General features: G+C 70.8%; 16 protein-coding genes. 7 read left to right on the top strand and 9 right to left on the bottom strand.

The genetic code is table 11. From position 1 onward, the window contains the following. Positions 1–38: 38 nt before the first annotated feature. The 4 genes from IAG44_RS04325 to IAG44_RS04310 all read right to left on the bottom strand — a co-directional run bounded on the left by IAG44_RS04325 (position 39) and on the right by IAG44_RS04310 (position 4,230). Entirely contained in the window at positions 39–869 is an 831-nt protein-coding gene (locus IAG44_RS04325; RefSeq protein ID WP_187745800.1) for a carbohydrate ABC transporter permease, read from the bottom strand. Further along, a complete protein-coding gene (locus IAG44_RS04320) occupies positions 866–1,786 on the bottom strand; it encodes a carbohydrate ABC transporter permease (protein ID WP_187745799.1) in 921 nt (306 codons plus the stop codon). The genes IAG44_RS04325 and IAG44_RS04320 overlap by 4 nt, the downstream gene beginning before the upstream one ends. 2 nt (positions 1,787–1,788) lie before the next feature. Further along, positions 1,789–3,111 carry an ABC transporter substrate-binding protein gene (locus IAG44_RS04315; protein ID WP_187745798.1) on the bottom strand — a complete coding sequence of 441 codons (1,323 nt, stop codon included), beginning with the start codon at positions 3,109–3,111 and terminating at the stop codon, positions 1,789–1,791. Positions 3,112–3,192: 81 nt separating this feature from the next. After that, positions 3,193–4,230, bottom strand: a complete 1,038-nt coding sequence (locus IAG44_RS04310; RefSeq protein WP_187745797.1) for a LacI family DNA-binding transcriptional regulator — start codon at positions 4,228–4,230, stop codon at positions 3,193–3,195. 73 nt (positions 4,231–4,303) lie between these two features. Here IAG44_RS04310 and IAG44_RS04305 point away from each other — a divergent pair, with 73 nt between their 5' ends. Then, positions 4,304–6,379, top strand: coding sequence for an alpha-galactosidase (locus tag IAG44_RS04305; protein WP_187745796.1), 2,076 nt, complete (start codon positions 4,304–4,306; stop codon positions 6,377–6,379). A gap of 67 nt (positions 6,380–6,446) precedes the next feature. On the opposite strand, the gene IAG44_RS04300 is transcribed toward IAG44_RS04305, so the two are convergent. The 5 genes from IAG44_RS04300 to IAG44_RS04280 all read right to left on the bottom strand — a co-directional run bounded on the left by IAG44_RS04300 (position 6,447) and on the right by IAG44_RS04280 (position 10,667). Next, a complete protein-coding gene (locus IAG44_RS04300; RefSeq protein WP_187745795.1) occupies positions 6,447–6,902 on the bottom strand; it encodes a peptidoglycan-binding domain-containing protein in 456 nt (151 codons plus the stop codon). Between the two features lie 243 nt (positions 6,903–7,145). After that, positions 7,146–7,724: a hypothetical protein gene (locus IAG44_RS04295; RefSeq protein WP_187745794.1), complete on the bottom strand. Its 579-nt coding sequence runs from the start codon at positions 7,722–7,724 to the stop codon at positions 7,146–7,148. Between the two features lie 57 nt (positions 7,725–7,781). Continuing rightward, positions 7,782–8,912 carry a PP2C family protein-serine/threonine phosphatase gene (locus tag IAG44_RS04290; protein ID WP_187745793.1) on the bottom strand — a complete coding sequence of 377 codons (1,131 nt, stop codon included), beginning with the start codon at positions 8,910–8,912 and terminating at the stop codon, positions 7,782–7,784. Positions 8,913–8,986: 74 nt separating this feature from the next. Continuing rightward, entirely contained in the window at positions 8,987–9,583 is a 597-nt protein-coding gene (locus IAG44_RS04285) for a hypothetical protein (protein WP_246561469.1), read from the bottom strand. A 136-nt stretch (positions 9,584–9,719) separates the two neighbouring features. After that, positions 9,720–10,667, bottom strand: a complete 948-nt coding sequence (locus tag IAG44_RS04280; RefSeq protein ID WP_187745792.1) for a methionyl-tRNA formyltransferase — start codon at positions 10,665–10,667, stop codon at positions 9,720–9,722. A gap of 252 nt (positions 10,668–10,919) precedes the next feature. Between IAG44_RS04280 and IAG44_RS04275 the strand changes: the two genes are divergently transcribed. From IAG44_RS04275 to IAG44_RS04250, 6 genes are all read left to right on the top strand, one after another. Next, the gene (locus IAG44_RS04275; protein WP_187745791.1) at positions 10,920–12,266 is read left to right on the top strand and encodes a lysine N(6)-hydroxylase/L-ornithine N(5)-oxygenase family protein; all 1,347 of its coding nucleotides are present in this window, start codon (positions 10,920–10,922) and stop codon (positions 12,264–12,266) included. A 60-nt stretch (positions 12,267–12,326) separates the two neighbouring features. Then, on the top strand, positions 12,327–13,385 hold the full coding sequence (locus tag IAG44_RS04270; RefSeq protein ID WP_187745790.1) for a FecCD family ABC transporter permease: 1,059 nt from the start codon (positions 12,327–12,329) through the stop codon (positions 13,383–13,385). Next, a complete protein-coding gene (locus tag IAG44_RS04265) occupies positions 13,382–14,443 on the top strand; it encodes a FecCD family ABC transporter permease (protein WP_187745789.1) in 1,062 nt (353 codons plus the stop codon). Before IAG44_RS04270 ends, IAG44_RS04265 begins: the two co-directional genes overlap by 4 nt. 71 nt (positions 14,444–14,514) lie before the next feature. After that, positions 14,515–15,369 carry an ABC transporter ATP-binding protein gene (locus IAG44_RS04260; RefSeq protein ID WP_187745788.1) on the top strand — a complete coding sequence of 285 codons (855 nt, stop codon included), beginning with the start codon at positions 14,515–14,517 and terminating at the stop codon, positions 15,367–15,369. Positions 15,370–15,488: 119 nt separating this feature from the next. After that, positions 15,489–16,553, top strand: coding sequence for an iron-siderophore ABC transporter substrate-binding protein (locus IAG44_RS04255; protein WP_187745787.1), 1,065 nt, complete (start codon positions 15,489–15,491; stop codon positions 16,551–16,553). Next, positions 16,553–18,346 carry an ABC transporter ATP-binding protein gene (locus IAG44_RS04250; protein ID WP_187745786.1) on the top strand — a complete coding sequence of 598 codons (1,794 nt, stop codon included), beginning with the start codon at positions 16,553–16,555 and terminating at the stop codon, positions 18,344–18,346. The genes IAG44_RS04255 and IAG44_RS04250 overlap by 1 nt, the downstream gene beginning before the upstream one ends. Positions 18,347–18,425 lie beyond the last annotated feature (79 nt).

Raw genomic sequence — 18,425 nt, 5'->3', positions numbered from 1 at the left:
CGTGCGGGTGGGGGCGGTCACGTTGCTGGACCTCCGGTCTACTTGACGGCTCCACTGGTGATTCCGGACACGATCTTTCGCTGGCCGACGAGGAACACGGCGACCATCGGCAGGCTCATCACCACGACGTACGCGAAGACGAGATGCCAGTTGTCGAGATAGAGCTGGGCGCTGGCCACCTGGTAGAGGCCCAGCGGCAGAGTGGCCCGCTCTCCGCCGCCGAGGACGAAGAACGCGTAGAAGACGTCGCTCCAGGCGTAGAGCGTCACCATGATCGTCGCGGTCGCGATCACCGGCCGCAGCAGCGGCAGCACGATCCGCACGAAGATCCGCGCGGGTCGCGCCCCGTCGATCCGCGCCGCCTCCTCCAGCTCGAAGGGGATCGCGCGGATGAACCCCGTCATGAAGAAGATCGACGTCGACAGGTACATCCCGGTATACACGGCGATCATCCCCGGCCGCGTGTTCGCGAGCCCGAGCTGGCGCAGCTCCATGACGACGGTGACGACGGCGGGCGGCAGCAGCAGCCCGCTGATGCACAGCGCGTACGCCGCCGACACCAGCCGCGACGTCCGGCGCGCGAACACCCACGCGGCGCCCGCGCCGAGCACCAGCACGAGCACCACCGAAGGCACCACGACCAGCAGCGAGTTGAGCAGCCCGCGCAGCATCTCGCCCTGGCTGACGGCGTCTTCGTAGTTGCTCGCGGGCTGCCAGTGGCGGGGCAGGTCCAAGTTCGGCCGCACCGCCTCCCCCTGGGGCTTCGCGGAGGTGACGGCGACCAGCCACAGCGGCACACCGATGGCGAGCGCGGCGATCAGCAGGACCAGCGCGGGACGGCCGTACCGCCACAGGACGGAGGGGTTCACAGCAACTGCTCCCTTCGCCTCAGGCCGACGACCAGCGGGATCGCGACGGCGACCACGATCAGGAAGAGGACGAGACTCATCGCCGTCGCCTGCGCGTACAGGCCCTGGCCGAAGATGCGGAACATGTAGATGTTGAAGACCTCCGTGGACGCGGCGGGCCCGCCGCCGGTCGTGGCCTGCACGATGTCGAAGGTGTTCATCGAACCGATCAGCGCGGTCGTCACGTTGAAGGTGACCGCCGGCGCGAGCATCGGCCAGCGCACCGACCAGAACGTCCGCCAGGGCCCCGCGCCGTCCATCCGGGCCGCTTCCAGCATGTCGCCCGGGATGCCCTTGAGGCCCGCGAGGTAGATCAGCATCGACAGGCCCATCCACTTCCAGCCGTGCACGAGCGTCACCAGGACCAGCGTCCACGTCGTCGACCCCAGCCATGGAACGTCCGTCCCCAGCACGGAGTTGACGGCGCCGTCCTGGTCCAGGAGCGCCTGGAAGACATAGCCCGTGGCGAGCGCCGAGATCAGCACCGGCAGGAAGAACACCGCCCGGAAGAACCGGTTGAAACGGGTGTCCGCCTCCAGGAGCAGCGCCAGCACCAGCCCGAACCCGTTCTGGAAGAACGCGGCCAGCACCGCGTACAGCAGCGTCGTGCGGATCGCCCGCAGCAGCGACCCGTCCTCGGCGACCGTACGGAAGTTGTCCAGGCCGGTGAACGCGATGTCCGAGTGGTACGACGACCAGTTCGTGAACGGGTAGTAGAAGTTGAGCAGGTTGGGGGCCAGGAAGAAGCCCGCGAAGACGACGATCGCGGGCAGCGCGAACCACCAGGGGTGGTGCACGGCGGCACGCGGAAGGCGCCCCGGTTTTCTGGGACCGCCCTGCGCGGGACGTGACGTGGCGGGTGCGACGGTCTGAGTCATCGTCAGAACCCGGGCGCGCCCTGCGCCTTGGCGACCTGGGCGAACTGGTCCTGGATCGCCTGCGCGACCTGCTGCGGACTCTTCTTGCCGAAGATCATGTCGGCCAGGTAGAGATGCGTGTCCGGGGCGACGATCGCCTTCGCCTGGAACACGCCGATCGCCTTCGGCAACGCCGCCACCTGGTCCTTCGACGTCTGCGGCAGCCCGGCCGGGGTCGGCACCGACGGCTGCACGGACGGGATCCTCATCGCCGCGATGTAGTCGGCGTAGTCGGGGCCGAGCCAGAACGCGAGGAACTGCCGGGCCGCGTTCTGCCGCTTCTCGTCACCCGTGCGGAAGGCGACGACGCCGTTCGTCTGGTCCGGTGAATACAGGCCCGTCGCCGAGGAGTTGGCGACGGGGAACCAGCCGATCTTCTGGTCCAGCTCGGCGGTGGAGTGCTTGGCCTGCAACTGGGTCTGGAACGAGGTGACGTTGAGGACCATCCCCACCTCGCCGTTCCACAGGGCGTCGGCCTGCCCGGTGAACGTGCCGGTGCGGTAGTTCTTCTGGGCGAGCCCGGCGTCGAGGAGGTTGTCCTTGTACTTCTTGACCGCGGCGACCACCACCGGGTCCGTCCACTTCCGCTCGCCCCGGTTCAGCCCCTCCCACCACTGCTGGTCGAGGTCGGTGAGCTGGAGCTGCATCTGCCACTGGAGCGGCCACTTGTCGCCGCCGGCCTCGTAGAAGCCCGCCGCGTCGGTCCTGTCGACGACCGTGCGGCCCAGCGCGAGGAGCTGGTCGTAGGACTTCGGGAAGTCCTTCTCGCTCAGGCCCGCCTGCCGGAAGACGTCCTTGTTGTAGTAGACGCCGAGCATCGCCGGGCTGGTGACGATCGCCGCGTACCGCTTGCCGTCGATCACCCCCAACTTCCGTTCCGTGTCGCCGAGTTTCGCGACCCACGGTTCGCCGTCGAGGGTGAGGAGGTTCTGCTTCGGCTGGACGAACGGCAGCGTCGAGATCGACGGCTGCCAGAACATCAGATCCGGACGGTCGCCCGAGGCGAGCTTCGTCGGCACGTTCTGCTCGTACAGGTCCGGGATCGCCTGCGTCTCGACCCGCGCGCCGGTCGCCTTCTCGAAGGCGTCGATCACCTGCTTCGGCGCGTTCACCGTGTTCTGCGCCGTCCACATCGTCAGCTTCACGCCGTCGAGCCGGGCCGTCGGGTTCACGGCCGTCTGCTTCGAGTCGGTCGCGGAGTCGCCGGCGGTCGGGTCGCTGCACGCGGTGGCGGCCAGGCCGAGGGCGCAGATCAGCGCCAGGGCAGAGAGAGCTCTTGTCTGCATCACGTGCCTTTCGAGAACGGGTGGTTCTGGAAGCAGGATCAGAACATCGGTGCTCGTGCGGGGTGTTGAGGTGTGCGGTGTTCAGCGATCGGCGGGCGGTGCGGCCGAGCTCTCCCGGACCACCAGCTCCGGTACGGAGACGGGGTGCGGGGCGATCCGGTCGGACTTCTCCAGGACGCCGTGCAGCAGGGCGAACGCGGCCCTGCCGAGGCCGGTGAAGTCGAGACGGACGGTCGTGAGGGACGGGGTGAGGTACGCGGCGTGCGGGGCGTCGTCGAAGCCGGCCACGCTGACGTCGTCCGGGACGCGGCGGCCCGTCTCGTGCAGGGCGCGCAGGACGCCGAGCGCGAGGTCGTCGTTGCCGCACAGGACCGCCGTGACGGACGGGTCCCGGGCGAGCTTCAGGCCCGCCGAGTAGCCGCCCGCCGGTCCCCAACTCCCTTGCAGCGGGCGGGGGACGGCGGCGCCGGCCTCGGTGAGGGCCTGGCGCCAGCCCTCGGTGCGGGCGGCGGTGCGGCGGGTGCTGGAGGGGATGGTGATGTAGTGGACGGTCCGGTGGCCCAGCGCCAGCAGGTGGCGGGTCGCCTCGTACGCCGCCGCGCGGTCGTCGGTCCACACCCACGGCCGGTCGCCCTTCGGCGGGCTCGCGGGCGTCTCGACCACACCGACGACCGGGAGCCCGGCCGGGACCGCCGCCAGCGCCCGCACGCCCGCCGGATCGTAGGCGATCACGACCAGCCCGCCGCCCGCGTCGGCCGCGCGCCGCACCTCGGCGGCGACGGCGGGCGCGTCGTCGGACTCCAGGACCCTGATCCCCACCGCGTACGACGCGGCGCGGGCCGCCTCCTCGATGCCCTGGAGGATCGCCGCGTACCCGTAGTGCGTGGTGTTGGCGGTCAGCACGGTCACGCCCCGGCTGCGGCCGCTGGCCAGGGCGAGCGCGGTCGCGTTGCGCCGGAAGCCCAGCGTCTCGATGGCCGCGAGGACCCTCTCCCGGGTCGCCGGCCTGACGCTCGGGTGGTCGTTGATGACGCGCGAGACCGTCTGGTACGAGACCCCGGCTGCGCTGGCCACGTCCCTGATGCTCGCCGGGCGCCTTGTGTGACCGGTCACATCCATGCCAGGATTGTGACCGGTCACAATCAGGGCGTCAAGAGACCGTAACGGCGGATTCACATGACGGGGAGGTGCCGTGACCGAGACGGCGGACGGGCTTGTGTGGGGTCACCCGGCGCTGGAGGTGGAGTTCGGCGTCGCGCCGGACGGAACGGTACGGGTGGTGCGGCTGGGACCCGCCGCCGAACCGGTGGACGTCGAAGTCGCCCTACCCCTGGTCGAGTTGACCGCGTTCGGGCACGGGAGCGGCTGGTCGGGGCCACGGTTCACGGGGACCGCGCTCGGCAACCGGCTGCGGTACCAAGGACATTCGGTCGACGGCGACCGGCTGACGATCGAACTCCACGACGTCGTCACGGGGTTGACGGCCTTCGTCGAGCTGACGTCCTTCGAGGGGCTTGCGGTGCTGCGGTCCCGGGTGCGGCTGCGCAACGACGGGGGCGCGGCGCTGGTCGTGCAGTCCGTCAGCAGTCTCGTGCTCGGCGGGCTGCCCTCCGCCGACGTCCTCGACGTGCACCGGGCGCGCAACGACTGGCTCGCGGAGTGCCGTTGGGGATCGGAGCCGTTGCGGGACGCCGTCGCCGACATCGGGGTCGACTCCCATCAGCACGACAGCCGGGCCGCGTTCCGGCTCACCGGGCGGGGCAGTTGGCCCACCGACGGGCACCTCGCGATGGGGGCGCTGACCGAACGGGCGAGCGGGCGGGCCTGGTTGTGGCAGATCGAGTCGCCGGGCGGCTGGCGGTGGGACCTGGGGGAGCGGGACCACGCGACGTACCTGGCGCTGAACGGGCCCACGGACGCCGAGCACCAGTGGCGGGTGAGGCTCACGCCGGGGGAGGAGTTCACCGGCGTGCCCGCGGTGCTGGCCCTGGGCGCCGGGTTCGACGAGGCGATGGGGGCGCTGACGTCCTACCGGCGCGCTGTGCGGCGTCCGCACCCCGATCATGTCGCGTTGCCGGTGATCTTCAACGACTACATGAACACGCTGATGGGGGACCCCACTTCGGAGAAGCTGTATCCGCTGATCGACGCGGCGGCTCGCGCCGGGGCCGAGTACTTCTGCATCGACTCCGGGTGGTACGACGACGACGCGGACGGGTGGTGGGACAGCGTCGGGGAGTGGGAGGCGTCGGGGCGGAGGTTTCCCGACGGGGGGATCCAGCGGGTGCTGGGGCGGATCCGGGAGCGGGGGATGGTGCCGGGGCTGTGGCTGGAGCCCGAGGTGGTGGGGGTGCGCAGTCCCGTCGCCGGGGTGTTGCCGCCGGAGGCGTTCTTCCAGCGGGACGGGGTGCGGCTCGTCGAACAGGGGCGGTATCAGCTGGACTTGAGGCATCCTGCCGCGCGGGCGCACCTGGATCGCACGGTCGACCGGATCGTGGGGGAGTGGGGGGTGGGGTATCTCAAGCTCGACTACAACATCGTGATCGATCCCGGGACCGTCGGGCCGGGGGATCTCGCGCCGGGGGCCGGGCTGTTGGGGCACGGGTACGCGTATCTCGACTGGCTGGGCGGGGTGTTGGACCGGTATCCCGGGTTGGTGGTCGAGAACTGTGCGTCCGGGGGGATGCGGATGGACGGGGCGACGCTGGCCGTCGCGCAGCTCCAGTCGACCAGTGATCAGCAGGATCCGTTGCGGTATCCGCCGATCGCGGCGTCCGCGCCCACGGCTGCGCCGCCTGAGCAGGGGGCCGTGTGGGCGTATCCGCAGCCGTCGTACTCCGATGAGCTGATCTCGTTCACGCTGGGTGGGGCGTTGTTGGGGCGGATCCATCTGTCGGGGCATCTGGATCGGATGACGGATCGTCAGATGGGGCTTGTGCGGGACGCGTTGGGGGTCTACAAGGCGATCCGGGGGGATCTGGCTCGGGCCTTGCCGTTCTGGCCGTTGGGGTTGCCCGGGTGGGAGGACGAGTGGGTGGTGTTGGGGATGCGGGTGCCGGGTGGGGCGTCTTATCTGTCGGTGTGGTGGCGGGGTGCGGGGGAGGGGGAGGTGCGGGTGCCTTTGGTGCATTGGGCGGGGCGGGGGGTGCGGGCTGAGGTGGTGCATCCGGCTGCGGCGGGGAGGGGGGTTGCGGTGTGGGACGGGGGTGGGGTGCGGGTGGGTGTGGCTTCGGGGCCGGGGGTGGTGTTGGTGCGGTTGGACGGCTGAGGGGCGGTACGGGTGAGGGGCGGTACGGGATTTCCCGTACCGCCCCGTGGGTTCAGCCTCTGTGGGTTCAGAGCAGGCAGGCGTTGGGGCAGTAGGAGGCCATCCGCTTGAACGCGGCCCGGGTGTTCGGACCGGGGTCGCCGTCGATCGCGTCGGTGTAGCCGTAGAACCGCGCGAGGAAGCGCTGCAACGCCTTGATCGTGTTCGGGCCGACGATCCCGTCGATGTTGTCCGTGTAGCCGAAGTCCGCCCGGAGGAAGCGCTGGATCGCCTTCCAGCTGTCGGTGCCGAGCAGGCCGTCGATCGCGCCGTCGTAGCCCCAGCGGGCCGCGAGCGCGCGCTGGACGTTCCGCGCCTCGGCGGTGGTCAGGCCGAGGTTGACCGTCGCGAGTACGGTGGCCTCGGTCTTCGTGGTCGGTGCCGGTGCCGCGAAGCCCACGCTTGCGCCCGCCAGTGTTCCGGCGGTGAGGGCGGCGGCCGTGGCGGCGCCGACTAACGTCCTGGTCAGAGTGTTGGTTCGCATACGTTTCCCGTTCGGTCGTGGGCGGCGTCCGCTGTTGTGGAGGCCGCCCTTTGACAGGGTGTCTCGTTGCTCTGGTCATGCTGGCCGGGACGGGAAGTGCGAGGAACCTGAAAAGTTCGAGGTACGTAATCGGGGGATGGCTACTCTCCCGAGGTCGAACGGTTCGCGTCCGGCTGTGGAGGAGAAGTACCGGCTCGCCACGACCGGGATCGTCCTCGGACCCCGGGGCAGGAGCTTCTGCGGTCACCTGCGGAAGCTGAAGCGGAACAGCAAGGAGCGGGCGGCGTCCTCGGTGAGGCCGAGGGCCTTGGAGATGGTTTCCCAGGTGAGTTCGTCCGCGCGGATGTTGTAGGCGGCTTCGCGGCCGGCGTCGGCTGTGACGCGTTCGAGGGAGGTGACGGCGCGGAGGGCGGCGAGGGGGGCCTGGTCGGCGAGGGCGGTGAGTCTGCGGTCCAGGTCTTCGATGGTCGCCTCGATGTCGGTGGGGAGGGGGACCGAGCGGGACTCGACGTCGGAGATGTGGCGGGTCCAGTCCTCGTAGAGGGCGGAGGTGTCGTACTCGTAGGGGTGGCGGCGGGAGACCTCGGTCCAGTCGAGGGGGTAGAGGCGGTCGCCGCGCCAGCCGCAGGTGCAGGCGGCGCGGAGGTGGGTGGCCTCGGGGGCGCCGAGGGTGCCGTCGTACACCCACCAGTCCGTCGACTTGGGTATCTCGGCGCCGCTGCCGATGTCGAAGTACACCGGCCCGGGTTCGGTGCCGTCCGCGAGCAGGGCGCGCGGCCTGCCTTCGTGGGACGACCCGAACTCCTCCGTCTGCCACTCCACGGCCCCTCCAAAGTCCGTACCGTTACTGGCACATACCCATCGCGGGGGAGGTCATGTTCAGGGGCGGCGCGGTGCTCTGCGGACGGTGAGGATCGCGACGTCGTCGTGCCGGCCGCCGTGTCCGGCGTACGCGCGGGCGTCGTCGTACAGGGCCTGCGGGAGGGTCGTGGGGGAGAGGCCGGGCAGGGCGGTCAGAGCGGTGAGGCGGTCCTCGGCCGGGTAGAAGACGCCGCTGGCGGCGCGGGTCTCGGTGAGGCCGTCGGTGCTGAGGACGAGGGTCGCGTGGGGCGGGAAGTCGAACCAGCCGACGGTCGTCGGCTCGGCGGCGAGTTCGGACAGGCCCAGCGGGACGCCGGAGTCGAGCTGCGGGACGGTGACCTTGCCGTCGTGCACCAGATACGGCAGCACATGGCCGCAGTTGACGGCCTGCGTCTCCGTCTCCCGGTCGATCCCGAGGATCAGCGCGGTCACGAACCGCTCGTCCTCGCCGGTGTCACCGGCGTAGACGTTGTGGCGGACGACGGCGGCGTCGAGCGCGTCGACCAGCGCGGTGAGCGTCGGCTCGCGGTGGGCCGCCTCGCGGAACGCGCCGATCACCGCGAACGCCGCGCCCACCGCCGCGAGGCCCTTGCCCTGGACGTCGCCGATCAGGACCCGGGTGCCCCAGGGGGAGTCGACGACGTCGTAGATGTCGCCGCCGACCAGGCGGTCCTCCTGCAGCGGCTCGTACACGCCGCTCACCAGGACGTCGGACGTCACCAGGGGGAGGGGGTGCAGGATGTGGCGCTGCATCGCGGCGGCCGTCGAGCGCAGGCGCAGCATCTCGCGTTCACGGCGGATGCGGTAGCCGCAGGCGTACGTCGAGGCGACGCCCAGTGTGATCGTGATCACGATCAGCAGGACGCGGTCGAGCCAGTGGCCTGCGGGGCCGCGCGTCAGCACGGTCGTGGTCACCACCACCGCCGTCCAGCCCGCCACCCACGCGGTCTGCCGCACCGTGCACAGCGCCGCCGCCGCGCCCGGCAGGAACACCAGCAGCCCCAGCAGCAGCACCGCCGACCCGGACAGCTCCCCCAACGCCTCCACCAGCACCGTCAACCCCACGACGCCCAACGCCAACTGGACGTTCCCCGGCGGCCCCACGGCCTCGGCGGCTTCGACAGGTCTCGTACGACGGCTACCGGACATCGGAACTCCCGGGCAGGTGATGATCTGGTCATACCGTATGCAGCCACCCCTCCCGCCGGGGAATCGCCCCGCCGTTATCCGTGCACCTGATGATCGACGCGGTGGCGGATGTAGTCGTCGGGGTGGGCGCGGGCGATCGCCACGGCCCGGTCGACGAGAGGGCGCAGCTCGGGGGAGTGGGCCGGCGCGTACAGCCACAGCCCGGGGATCAGACAGCGCCGCACGTCGAGGTCGTCGTTGCCGACGAACTCCCGCAGCGCGGCCTCGTTCCAGGCGGCGACCACGTCGGGCGCGCGGTCCTGCGCCGCCTTGGGGAGCCCGGTCCAGTACCAGGCGCGGGCCACGCCGGCGCGTTCGGGGTTGGTGCCCGTGCGCAGGCGGTCGAGGAGCGCGGACTGGACCCGGCGCCTGCCGAACGCCCGCAGGGCCGGTTCGACGAACTGGCGGTTGAAGCTGGGGTCGGGGTCGTGGACCGCCGCCTCGATGAGGGGGACGAAGAACTCCTCCGGCAGGGGTTGGCGCCGGGCGAGCGCCTTGCGGATCTCGGTGCGTTGATGCCCCGCGGGGTCCGCGTCGGGGCCGAGCAGGCGCAGCAGGTGCGCGAGGCACTGGCGGAACGTCTCGCGGTTGTCCGGCTCGGGACGGCCCGGCAAGGGCGGGAACTCTGTCATGGCCTCAACCGTAGGGCGGGAACTTGGCCTTGGCCTCAGCCTCCGGGCGTGCCAAGGCGATCGCCGTCGCCTCCGACAGGGATCGGGGGCGACGGCGATCGTCGGTCGGCCCCGGGACCGTACCGGGGCCGACGGATCAGGGGGTGGTGGTGAGGTAGCCGCCCATGGAGGTGAAGTAGTCGGTGGCCGCGAGTTCGCGGCCGTCCTCCGTGCGGACCCGGGTGACGGCGAGGCCGTGGTTGCGGCCGGAGTGGGCCTCGGGGCCGGCGACGATGACGACGCCGTCGCCCTCGCGGTAGAAGATGCGGCCGGGAGTGCCGCCGTAGCGGGCCGTGGAGACGAAGGAGGCCAGGATCTCCAGGCGCTTGCCCTTGTGGTAGGTGAAGGCGCTGGGGTAGGGCGCGGACTGGGCGCGGACCAGGCGCTCCAGGGTCTCGGCGGGCCAGGTCCAGTCGATGCGGACGTCGGTCTCGGCGCGCTTGTGGAAGAAGGTCGCCTGCGAGCGGTCCTGCCGGGTGAACTCGGTCTTGCCGGAGGCGATGTCGGCGAGGGCCGCGACCGTGACGGGCGCGATGAGGTCGACGGTCTTGTGGAAGAGGTCGGTGGTGGTGTCGGTGGGCCCGACGGCCACGGACTCCTGGCGGACGATGTCACCGGCGTCCAGCTCGTCGTTCATCATGTGCGCGGTGACGCCCACCTCGCTCTCGCCGTTGATGAGCGCCCAGATCAGCGGGGAGAACCCGGCGTACTTGGGCAGCAGCGAGTCGTGGATGTTGAGCGTGCCGTGCCGGGGCAGGCCGAAGATGCGCGGCGGGATCCAGGTACGCCAGTTGTTGGCGACGATGATGTCCGGGTCGGCGTCCTTGAGGGCCTGGAACAGCTCCTCGTCGTCGGGCCGGTTGCGGATCAGCACCGGCACGCCGTGCTTCTCGGCGAGGTCGGCGACCGAGTCGCTCCAGATCTTCTCGTAGGCGTGGTCGCTCTTGGGGTGGGTGACGACCAGCACCACGTCGTGCTCGGAGTCCAGAAGGGCTTGGAGGGTGCGGTGCCCCCAGGTCTGGTAACCGAACATGACGACCCGCATGGGGTTCCTCCTTGGGGCAGGGCTGGCCGGATCAGGTGAAGCGCCGGAGTCAGTAAAGCAAGGCTTACCTTAGCTTTCAACGGGCCCCAGGTGATCGGCCGTTGAAGCGAACCGATCTGGGGTACCCCTATCGACAGCTCCACGGGATTAGCTTAGGCTCACCTAAGTTTCGGGCCGCCTGTTCGGCATGCCCGCCCTCCGCACTTTCCCCCACGCCGACACCATGGCGACCGCCCGCACGATGGGAGAGACATGTCACAGGTGCTTCCTGCTGACGCACCACTGGTCCACGACCTCATTGGGATCGGCTTCGGCCCCTCCAATGTGGCCATGGCGATCGCACTCGACGAGCACAACGCCCGCGTCGGCCGGGAGCAGGCGGTGACCGCCCACTTCTTCGAGCAGCAGCCGCGCTTCGGCTGGCACCGCGGCATGCTCATCGACGACGCGACGATGCAGGTCTCCTTCCTCAAGGACCTGGTGACGCTCCGGAACCCGGCGAGCGAGTACAGCTTCCTGTGCTACCTCCAGAGCAAGGGCCGGCTGATCGACTTCATCAACCACAAGAGCCTGTTCCCGCTGCGCGTCGAGTTCCACGACTACTTCGAGTGGGCCGCCGCGAAGGTCGACGACCAGGTCTCCTACGGCCACGAGGTCGTCGGCGTCGAACCGGTGCTGAGGGACGGCGAGGTCGACTGGCTCGACGTCACCGTCCGCTCGCCCGAGGGCCTTGCCGTCCACCGCGCCCGCAACCTCGTCATCGGCACCGGCCTGCGCCCCCTCCTGCCGGACGGCGTGACCAGCGGCGAGCGCCTGTGGCACAACTCCGAACTCCTCGCCAAGGTCGAGGGGTTGGCGGGCACCAAGCCCGAGCGGTTCGTCGTCGTCGGCGCCGGCCAGTCCGCCGCCGAGAACGTCGCCTACCTGCACCGCCGCTTCCCCGAGGCGGAGGTCTGCGCGGTGTTCTCCCGCTACGGCTACAGCCCCGCCGACGACAGCGCCTTCGCCAACCGCATCTTCGACCCGCAGGCCGTCGACGACTACTTCGAGGCCCCCGAGGACGTCAAACGGCGCCTGATGGACTACCACGGCAACACCAACTACTCCGTGGTCGACATCGACCTGATCGACGACCTGTACCGCCAGTCGTACCAGGAGAAGGTCCTCGGCACCGAGCGCCTGCGGTTCCTCAACGTGGCCCGCCTGACCGGCGTCGAGGAGCACGGCGACAAGGTCACCGCGACCGTGACCTCCCTGGTCACCGGCGAGGAGACCCGGCTCGACGCGGACGTCGTCGTGTTCGCCACCGGCTACCGCCAGGCCGACCCCCTCGGCCTCCTCGGCGACGTCGCCGAGCGCTGCCTGCGCGACGACGAGGGCCGCGTGCGCGTCGAACGCGACTACCGCATCGCCACCGAAGCCGGCGTCCGCTGCGGCATCTACCTCCAGGGCGGCACCGAGCACACCCACGGCATCACCTCGTCGCTGCTGTCCAACACGGCGATCAGGGTCGGCGAGATCCTGGACTCGCTCCTCGACCGGGGCCTCAAGTCCGCCTCGGACGAGGCCCGTTCGGTCGCCGACGGCACCGCACGCTGAGACCGGGACACCCCCCGGCCGACCGTACCGCCGACCGACCGAAGAGATAACGTACGACGAATGGGCACGACAACAGTTGCGCGCCCCGCGACCGGCGGGATCGCGGCGTCCCGCCGGCGCCGGGTCGTGGGTTTGGCCACCCTCGTGGTGATCCTCGTGATCGCCTCGGCGCTCTCCCTGGCCGTGGGGGCGCGGGCGCTCAGCCTCGGCGAGGTGTGGCACGGCCTGGTCTCCGGGCCGCAGGACGACCAGCGGCTCACCGAGATCCGGCTCATCGTCCGGACGGTCCGCGTGCCCCGCACGGTGCTCGCGGTCGTCGCCGGCGTCGCGCTCGGCGTCGGCGGCGCCCTCATCCAGGGCTACACCCGCAACCCCATCGCCGACACAGGGCTGCTCGGGGTGAACGCGGGCGCGTCCTTCGCGGTCGTCACCGCGGTCTCGGTGTTCGGGCTCGCGGACCCCTTCCAGTACATGTGGTTCGCGTTCCTGGGCGCGGGGCTCGCCGGGGTCGTCGTGTTCGGGCTCTCCAGCATCGGCCGGGGCGCCGGGAACCCGCTGACTCTCGCCCTCGCCGGGCAGGGCATCACCGTGTTCCTCGCCGCGATGACCACCGCGATCGCCCTCGGCGACCAACAGGCCCTGAACGCCCTGCGGTTCTGGAACTCCGGCTCGGTCGCCGGGGTCGGTTTCGACGTCATCCGGCCCGTCGGCGCGTTCGTCGCCGCCGGGCTGCTGCTGGCGCTGTTCACGCTGCCGTCGATCAACCTGCTCAACCTCGGCGACGACGTGGCGCGCGGACTCGGCGTGCACATCGCCCGGATCCGGATCACCGGCATCGTGGCGATCACGCTCCTCGCGGGCGCCGCGACCGCCGCGTGCGGGCCGATCGCGTTCCTCGGCCTGATGGTCGCCCACATCGCCCGCTACCTCACCGGCCCCGACTACCGCTGGCTCGTCCCGTACGCGGGGCTGCTCGGCGCGCTCGTGCTGCTGGTCTGCGACATCGTGGGCCGGCTCGTGGTGCGGCCGGGGGAGCTGGACGCCGGAGTCGTCGTCGCGCTCCTTGGGGCGCCGTTCTTCGCGGCCCTGGTCTGGCTCGGAAAGTTCAAGAACGCGTGAACGGGACAGAGTTGAAGCCATCGCTTGCGCCGGGCCTCAGGCTCGGCACGGTCTCGTTCGTGTGGCGGCCCTGGGTCGCCCTGGTCACGCTGATGCTGGCGGCGGCGGCCTTCCTGCTGTTCTGCCTGTCCATCGCCATCGGCGACTTCCCGATCAGCCTCTCCCGGGTGGTCGCGACGCTCTTCGGCGGGGGCGAACAGGTCGACAGGTTCGTCATCATGGACCTGCGCATGCCGCGCGCCCTCGCCGGGCTCGTCGTCGGCATCGCGCTCGGCGTCTCCGGGGCGCTCACCCAGTCCATCGCGCGCAACCCCCTCGCCAGCCCCGACATCCTCGGCATCACCGGCGGCTCAAGCGCCGTCGCGGTGTTCCTGGTGACGGTCTCCGGCGGGGCGGCGACGGCCATCTCCGACGCCGTCGGACTGTCGGCCGCCGCGCTGATCGGAGGGCTCGGGACGGGGCTGCTCGTCTACTTCCTCGCCTGGCGGCGTGGCGTCGACGGGTTCCGGCTCATCCTGATCGGCATCTCCGTCTCGGCGGTCATGGAGGCGATCACGACCTGGCTGCTCGTCAAGGCCGACATCCGCGACGTCGCCCGCGCGCAGGCGTGGCTGGTGGGCTCGCTGGACAACCGGTCGTGGAACGAGGTGTGGATCGCCCTGTGGGGGACGCTCGCCCTGCTGCTCGTGGTCACCTGCGTCGCCTTCCAGTTCAAGCCGCTGCACTTCGGCGACGACGTCGCGGCCGGCCTCGGGGTGCGCTACGGCGCCGTGCGGGCCGTGCTGCTGCTGTGCGCCGTCCTGCTGGCCGGGATCGCGGTGAGCGCGGCCGGGCCCGTCCCGTTCGTCGCGCTGGTCGCGCCGCAGGTCGCGATGCGGCTCGCCCGCTGCCCCACGCCCCCGCTGGCGGCCTCCGGGCTCTTCGGGGCCGTCCTGCTGCTCGGCGCCGACCTCGTCGCGCGGGCCGCGCTGCCGGTGACCCTGCCGGTCGGCGTGATCACGGCGGCGATCGGCGGGCCGTTCCTCGTCTACCTGCTGGTGCGGGCGAATCTGAAGTAGCCGGCGGATCTGAAGCAGCCGTGCAGCAGCTGGTACAAAGGTTAGGCACACCTAAATATCTAGGGGGCCCTGTGGTCGCTCAGCACATCACCGAGATCGAGTCCCCGGCCACCGCGACGGCGCGGCTGGCCGCGAGGGGCGTCACGGTCGGGTACGGCAGCCGGACCGTCATCGACGGCCTCGACGTGGTCGTCCCGCCGGGCGTCATCACCACGATCATCGGGCCCAACGGCTGCGGGAAATCAACCCTGTTGAGGACGCTGTCGCGGCTGCTGAAGCCCACCAAGGGCGCCGTCGTGCTGGACGGCGACGACATCGCGCGCCTGAGGACCCGGGACGTCGCCAAGAAGCTCGGGCTGCTGCCGCAGGCGCCGGTCGCGCCCGAGGGGCTGACGGTGTCCGACCTGGTCGCGCGCGGCCGGCACCCGCACCAGAGCTGGCTCAGGCAGTGGTCGTCCGACGACGCCGACGTCGTCGAGAAGGCCCTCGCGATGACCGGCGTCCTGGACCTCGCCGACCGGGCCGTGGACTCCCTGTCGGGCGGTCAGCGCCAGCGTGTGTGGATCTCCATGACGCTGGCTCAGGGTACCGACCTGCTGCTCCTGGACGAGCCGACCACCTATCTCGACCTCGCGCACGCCGTCGACGTCCTCGACCTCGTCGACGACCTGCACGAGGCCGGGCGGACCGTCGTCATGGTGCTGCACGACCTCAACCTGGCCGTCCGCTACAGCGACCACCTCGTGGTGATGCGCGACGGCGCGATCCTCGCGCAGGGGCACCCCCGGGACGTCGTCACCGCCGAACTCCTCGACGACGCCTTCGGGTTGAAGGCGATGGTCATCGAGGACCCGGTGGGGGACCGGCCGTTGATCGTGCCGATCGGGCGGACGCACACCACGACGGCGCACACCACAACTCGGTGACCGCTCACGGAGATTGTGATGGTTAGGCTAGGCTAACCTCAGTTTTCTGGGTAGGGTTTGCCTGCCCTTTGAACGAGGCGCCGCACACGCGGGACAATGAGAAGGCAAGGGATTGCGGGATGCTCCTCCACAGAACGACGCTCAAGACGCCCTGGCGCCGGCTGGCGGCCACCCTGGCCACCGCGACGCTCGGCGTCGGCCTTCTCGCGGGCTGCGGATCCGGCGACTCGGACTCGGACAACGCGAGCACCGAGACCTCGCCCAGCGCCGCCGCCTCCGGCGCCTTCCCCGTCACCGTCGACCACTTCTTCGGCTCGACGACCATCAAGAAGGCCCCCGAACGCGTCGTCACCGTCGGCTACACCGACGACCAGACCGTCCTCGCGCTCGGCACCAAGCCCGTCGGCATGGTCGACCAGTACCCGAACCCGGCCGGCAAGTCCCCCGACATCAACACCCAGTGGCCCTGGGTCAAGGACAAGTGGGGCGCCACCAAGCCCGAGGTCATCATGAACAACGGTGACTCAGGGCCCAATTACGAGAAGATCGCCGCCCTGCGGCCGGACCTGATCATCGCGGTGTACTCCGAGATCGACAAGGCCGGCTACGACAAGCTCTCCCAGATCGCGCCCACGGTCGGCCGCACCAAGACCGAGAAGGAACCCTTCAGCGCCCCCTGGCAGGACAACGCCCTCCAGATCTCCAAGGCCCTCGGCAAGGAGAAGGAAGGCGCCCGGATGATCCAGGGCGTCCAGGACCAGCTCGCCGCCGCCAAGAAGGCCCACCCCGAGTTCGCGAACCAGACCGCCGTCGCGCTGTCCTGGTACAAGGACGCCATCAACCCCTTCACCTCCACCGACGTCCGCGGCCAGCTCCTGACCGGCATGGGCTTCAAGTACCAGACCGAGATCGACAAGATCGCCGGCGGCAGCTTCTCCACCGCGCTCTCCCCCGAGCGCGTCGACCTCGTGAACGTCGACCGCGTCATCGTCATCAACGACAAGGCCGACACCGACGCCCTGAAGAAGTTCCAACTCTTCAGCAACCTCGACGCGGTGAAGAAGAACAAGGTCACCTACCTCCTCGACAGCGAGGGCCCGGCCATCGGCGCCGCCACCTCGCAGGCCACCCTCGCCTCGATGCCGTACGCGATCGACGAACTCGTCAAGGCGGTCAGCCAGTAATGCCCGACGCCGGCGTGAGCACCGCCACGCGCCCCGCCCCGGCGGTGCTGCGCACGGCGACCGGCCGCGAGGCCACCCGCTGGGTCGTCGCGCACTGCCGTGAGGTCCCCGGACTGACCGCGGCCACCGTGCTCACCACGGTGGCCGGGGCCGCCCTCCAAGTCCTCCCGGTGCTCCTGCTCGGCCGTGTGGTCGACGGGATCGTCGGGGGCGAGGGCCGCTCCGTCCTCGTCAGCACCGGCATCGCCATGGTGGCCGCCGCCCTCCTCGGCGCGGTGGCCACCGCCGCCTCCACCTACCTCATCGGCCGCCTCGGCGCCGACCTCCTCGCGAAACTCCGCGAGGGCGCCGTCCGCGCGGTCCTCGGCATGCCGAGCGCCCGCGTCGAACAGGTCGGCCGCGGCGACGTCCTGTCCCGGGTCGGCGACGACGTCGCCGTCATCTCCCGGGGCATCCGCACCGCCATCCCCACCGTCTTCTCCGCCGGCGTCCTCGTCACCATCGCCACCGCCGGCATGTTCGGCCTCGACTGGCGCCTCGGCCTCGCCGGCGCCGGCGCGCTGCCCGCGTACGCGTTCGCGCTGCGCTGGTACCTGCCGCGCTCGGCGCCCCTCTACCGCAAACAGCGCGCCGCGCAGGCCGACCGCGCGCAGGCCCTCATCAGCGGACTCGACGGCATCGACACCGTCCGCGCCTACCGGCTCGAAGACACCTTCCGCGAGAAGGTCGACGCCGAGTCCTGGCGGGTGCGGAACTACGGCATCGAGGTCTTCCGGTTCTTCGGACGGTTCGTCGGACGTGAGAACCGCGCCGAGTTCATCGGGCTCACCCTGATCCTGCTCGTCGGCTACGCCCTCCTGGAGAACGACGCCGCCACCCTCGGCCAGGTCTCCGCCGCACCCCTGCTCTTCCACCGCCTGTTCACGCCGCTCGGCGCGATCATGTTCACCTTCGACGAGGCCCAGAAGTCCGGCGCCAGCCTCACCCGGCTCGTCGGCGTGATCGGGGAGGGCAGCGAAGGGCGGCTCGTCGGGGACGCGGCACCCGGCGCCGGCGGCTCCCACGGGGTGCGCGTCGAGGGGCTGACCTTCAGCTACCCCGGCACCGAACAGCCCGTCCTGCGGGACGTCGACCTCACCATCCCCGCCGGGGGGTCGCTCGCGCTCGTCGGGGCGACCGGGGCCGGGAAGACGACGCTGGCCGCGCTCATCGCCGGGATCGGACGGCCCGACGCCGGGTCCGTGCGGATCGGCGGGACCGACCTCGCCTCGCTCGACGAGGCGGGGGCCCGAGCGCTGGTGAGCATCCTCACCCAGGAGAGCCACGTCTTCTCCGGGCCCCTCTCCGACGACCTCCGGCTCGCCGCGCCCACCGCGTCCGACGCCGAACTCGCCGACGCGCTGCGGACGGTGGGGGCGTGGGAGTGGGCGTCCGCCCTCCCCGACGGGCTTTCCACGCCGGTCGGCGAAGGCGGCGAACGGCTCGACGTCACCAAGGTCGCGCAACTCGCCCTCGCGCGGCTGGTGTTGGCCCGTACGCCGGTCGTCGTGCTGGACGAGTCCACGGCTGAGGCGGGCAGTGAGGGGGCCGCTGAGCTTGAGCGGGCTGTGCTGGCGGCGTGCGCCGGGCGGACGACGTTGTTCGTGGCGCACCGGCTGACGCAGGCGATGTCGGCGGACCGGATCGCGGTCCTGGACGCCGGGCAGGTCGTCGAACAGGGCACGCATGACGAACTCGTGGCGCTGGGCGGGCGATACGCACGCCTGTGGCGAGCGTGGCGAGAAGGCAGCTGAAGCTTTCCCGGCAGCTGAATCTTTCAGGGCCCAACCCCCCACCGTGAAGCCGACGTTCATCACTTGAAAGGGACGCGGA

Source organism: Streptomyces roseirectus (genome assembly GCF_014489635.1).
In the GTDB taxonomy this organism is placed as follows: Bacteria; Actinomycetota; Actinomycetes; order Streptomycetales; family Streptomycetaceae; genus Streptomyces; species Streptomyces roseirectus.
Note: the sequence above shows the minus strand (reverse complement) of the source record. Positions and strands in the feature narration are given on the sequence as shown.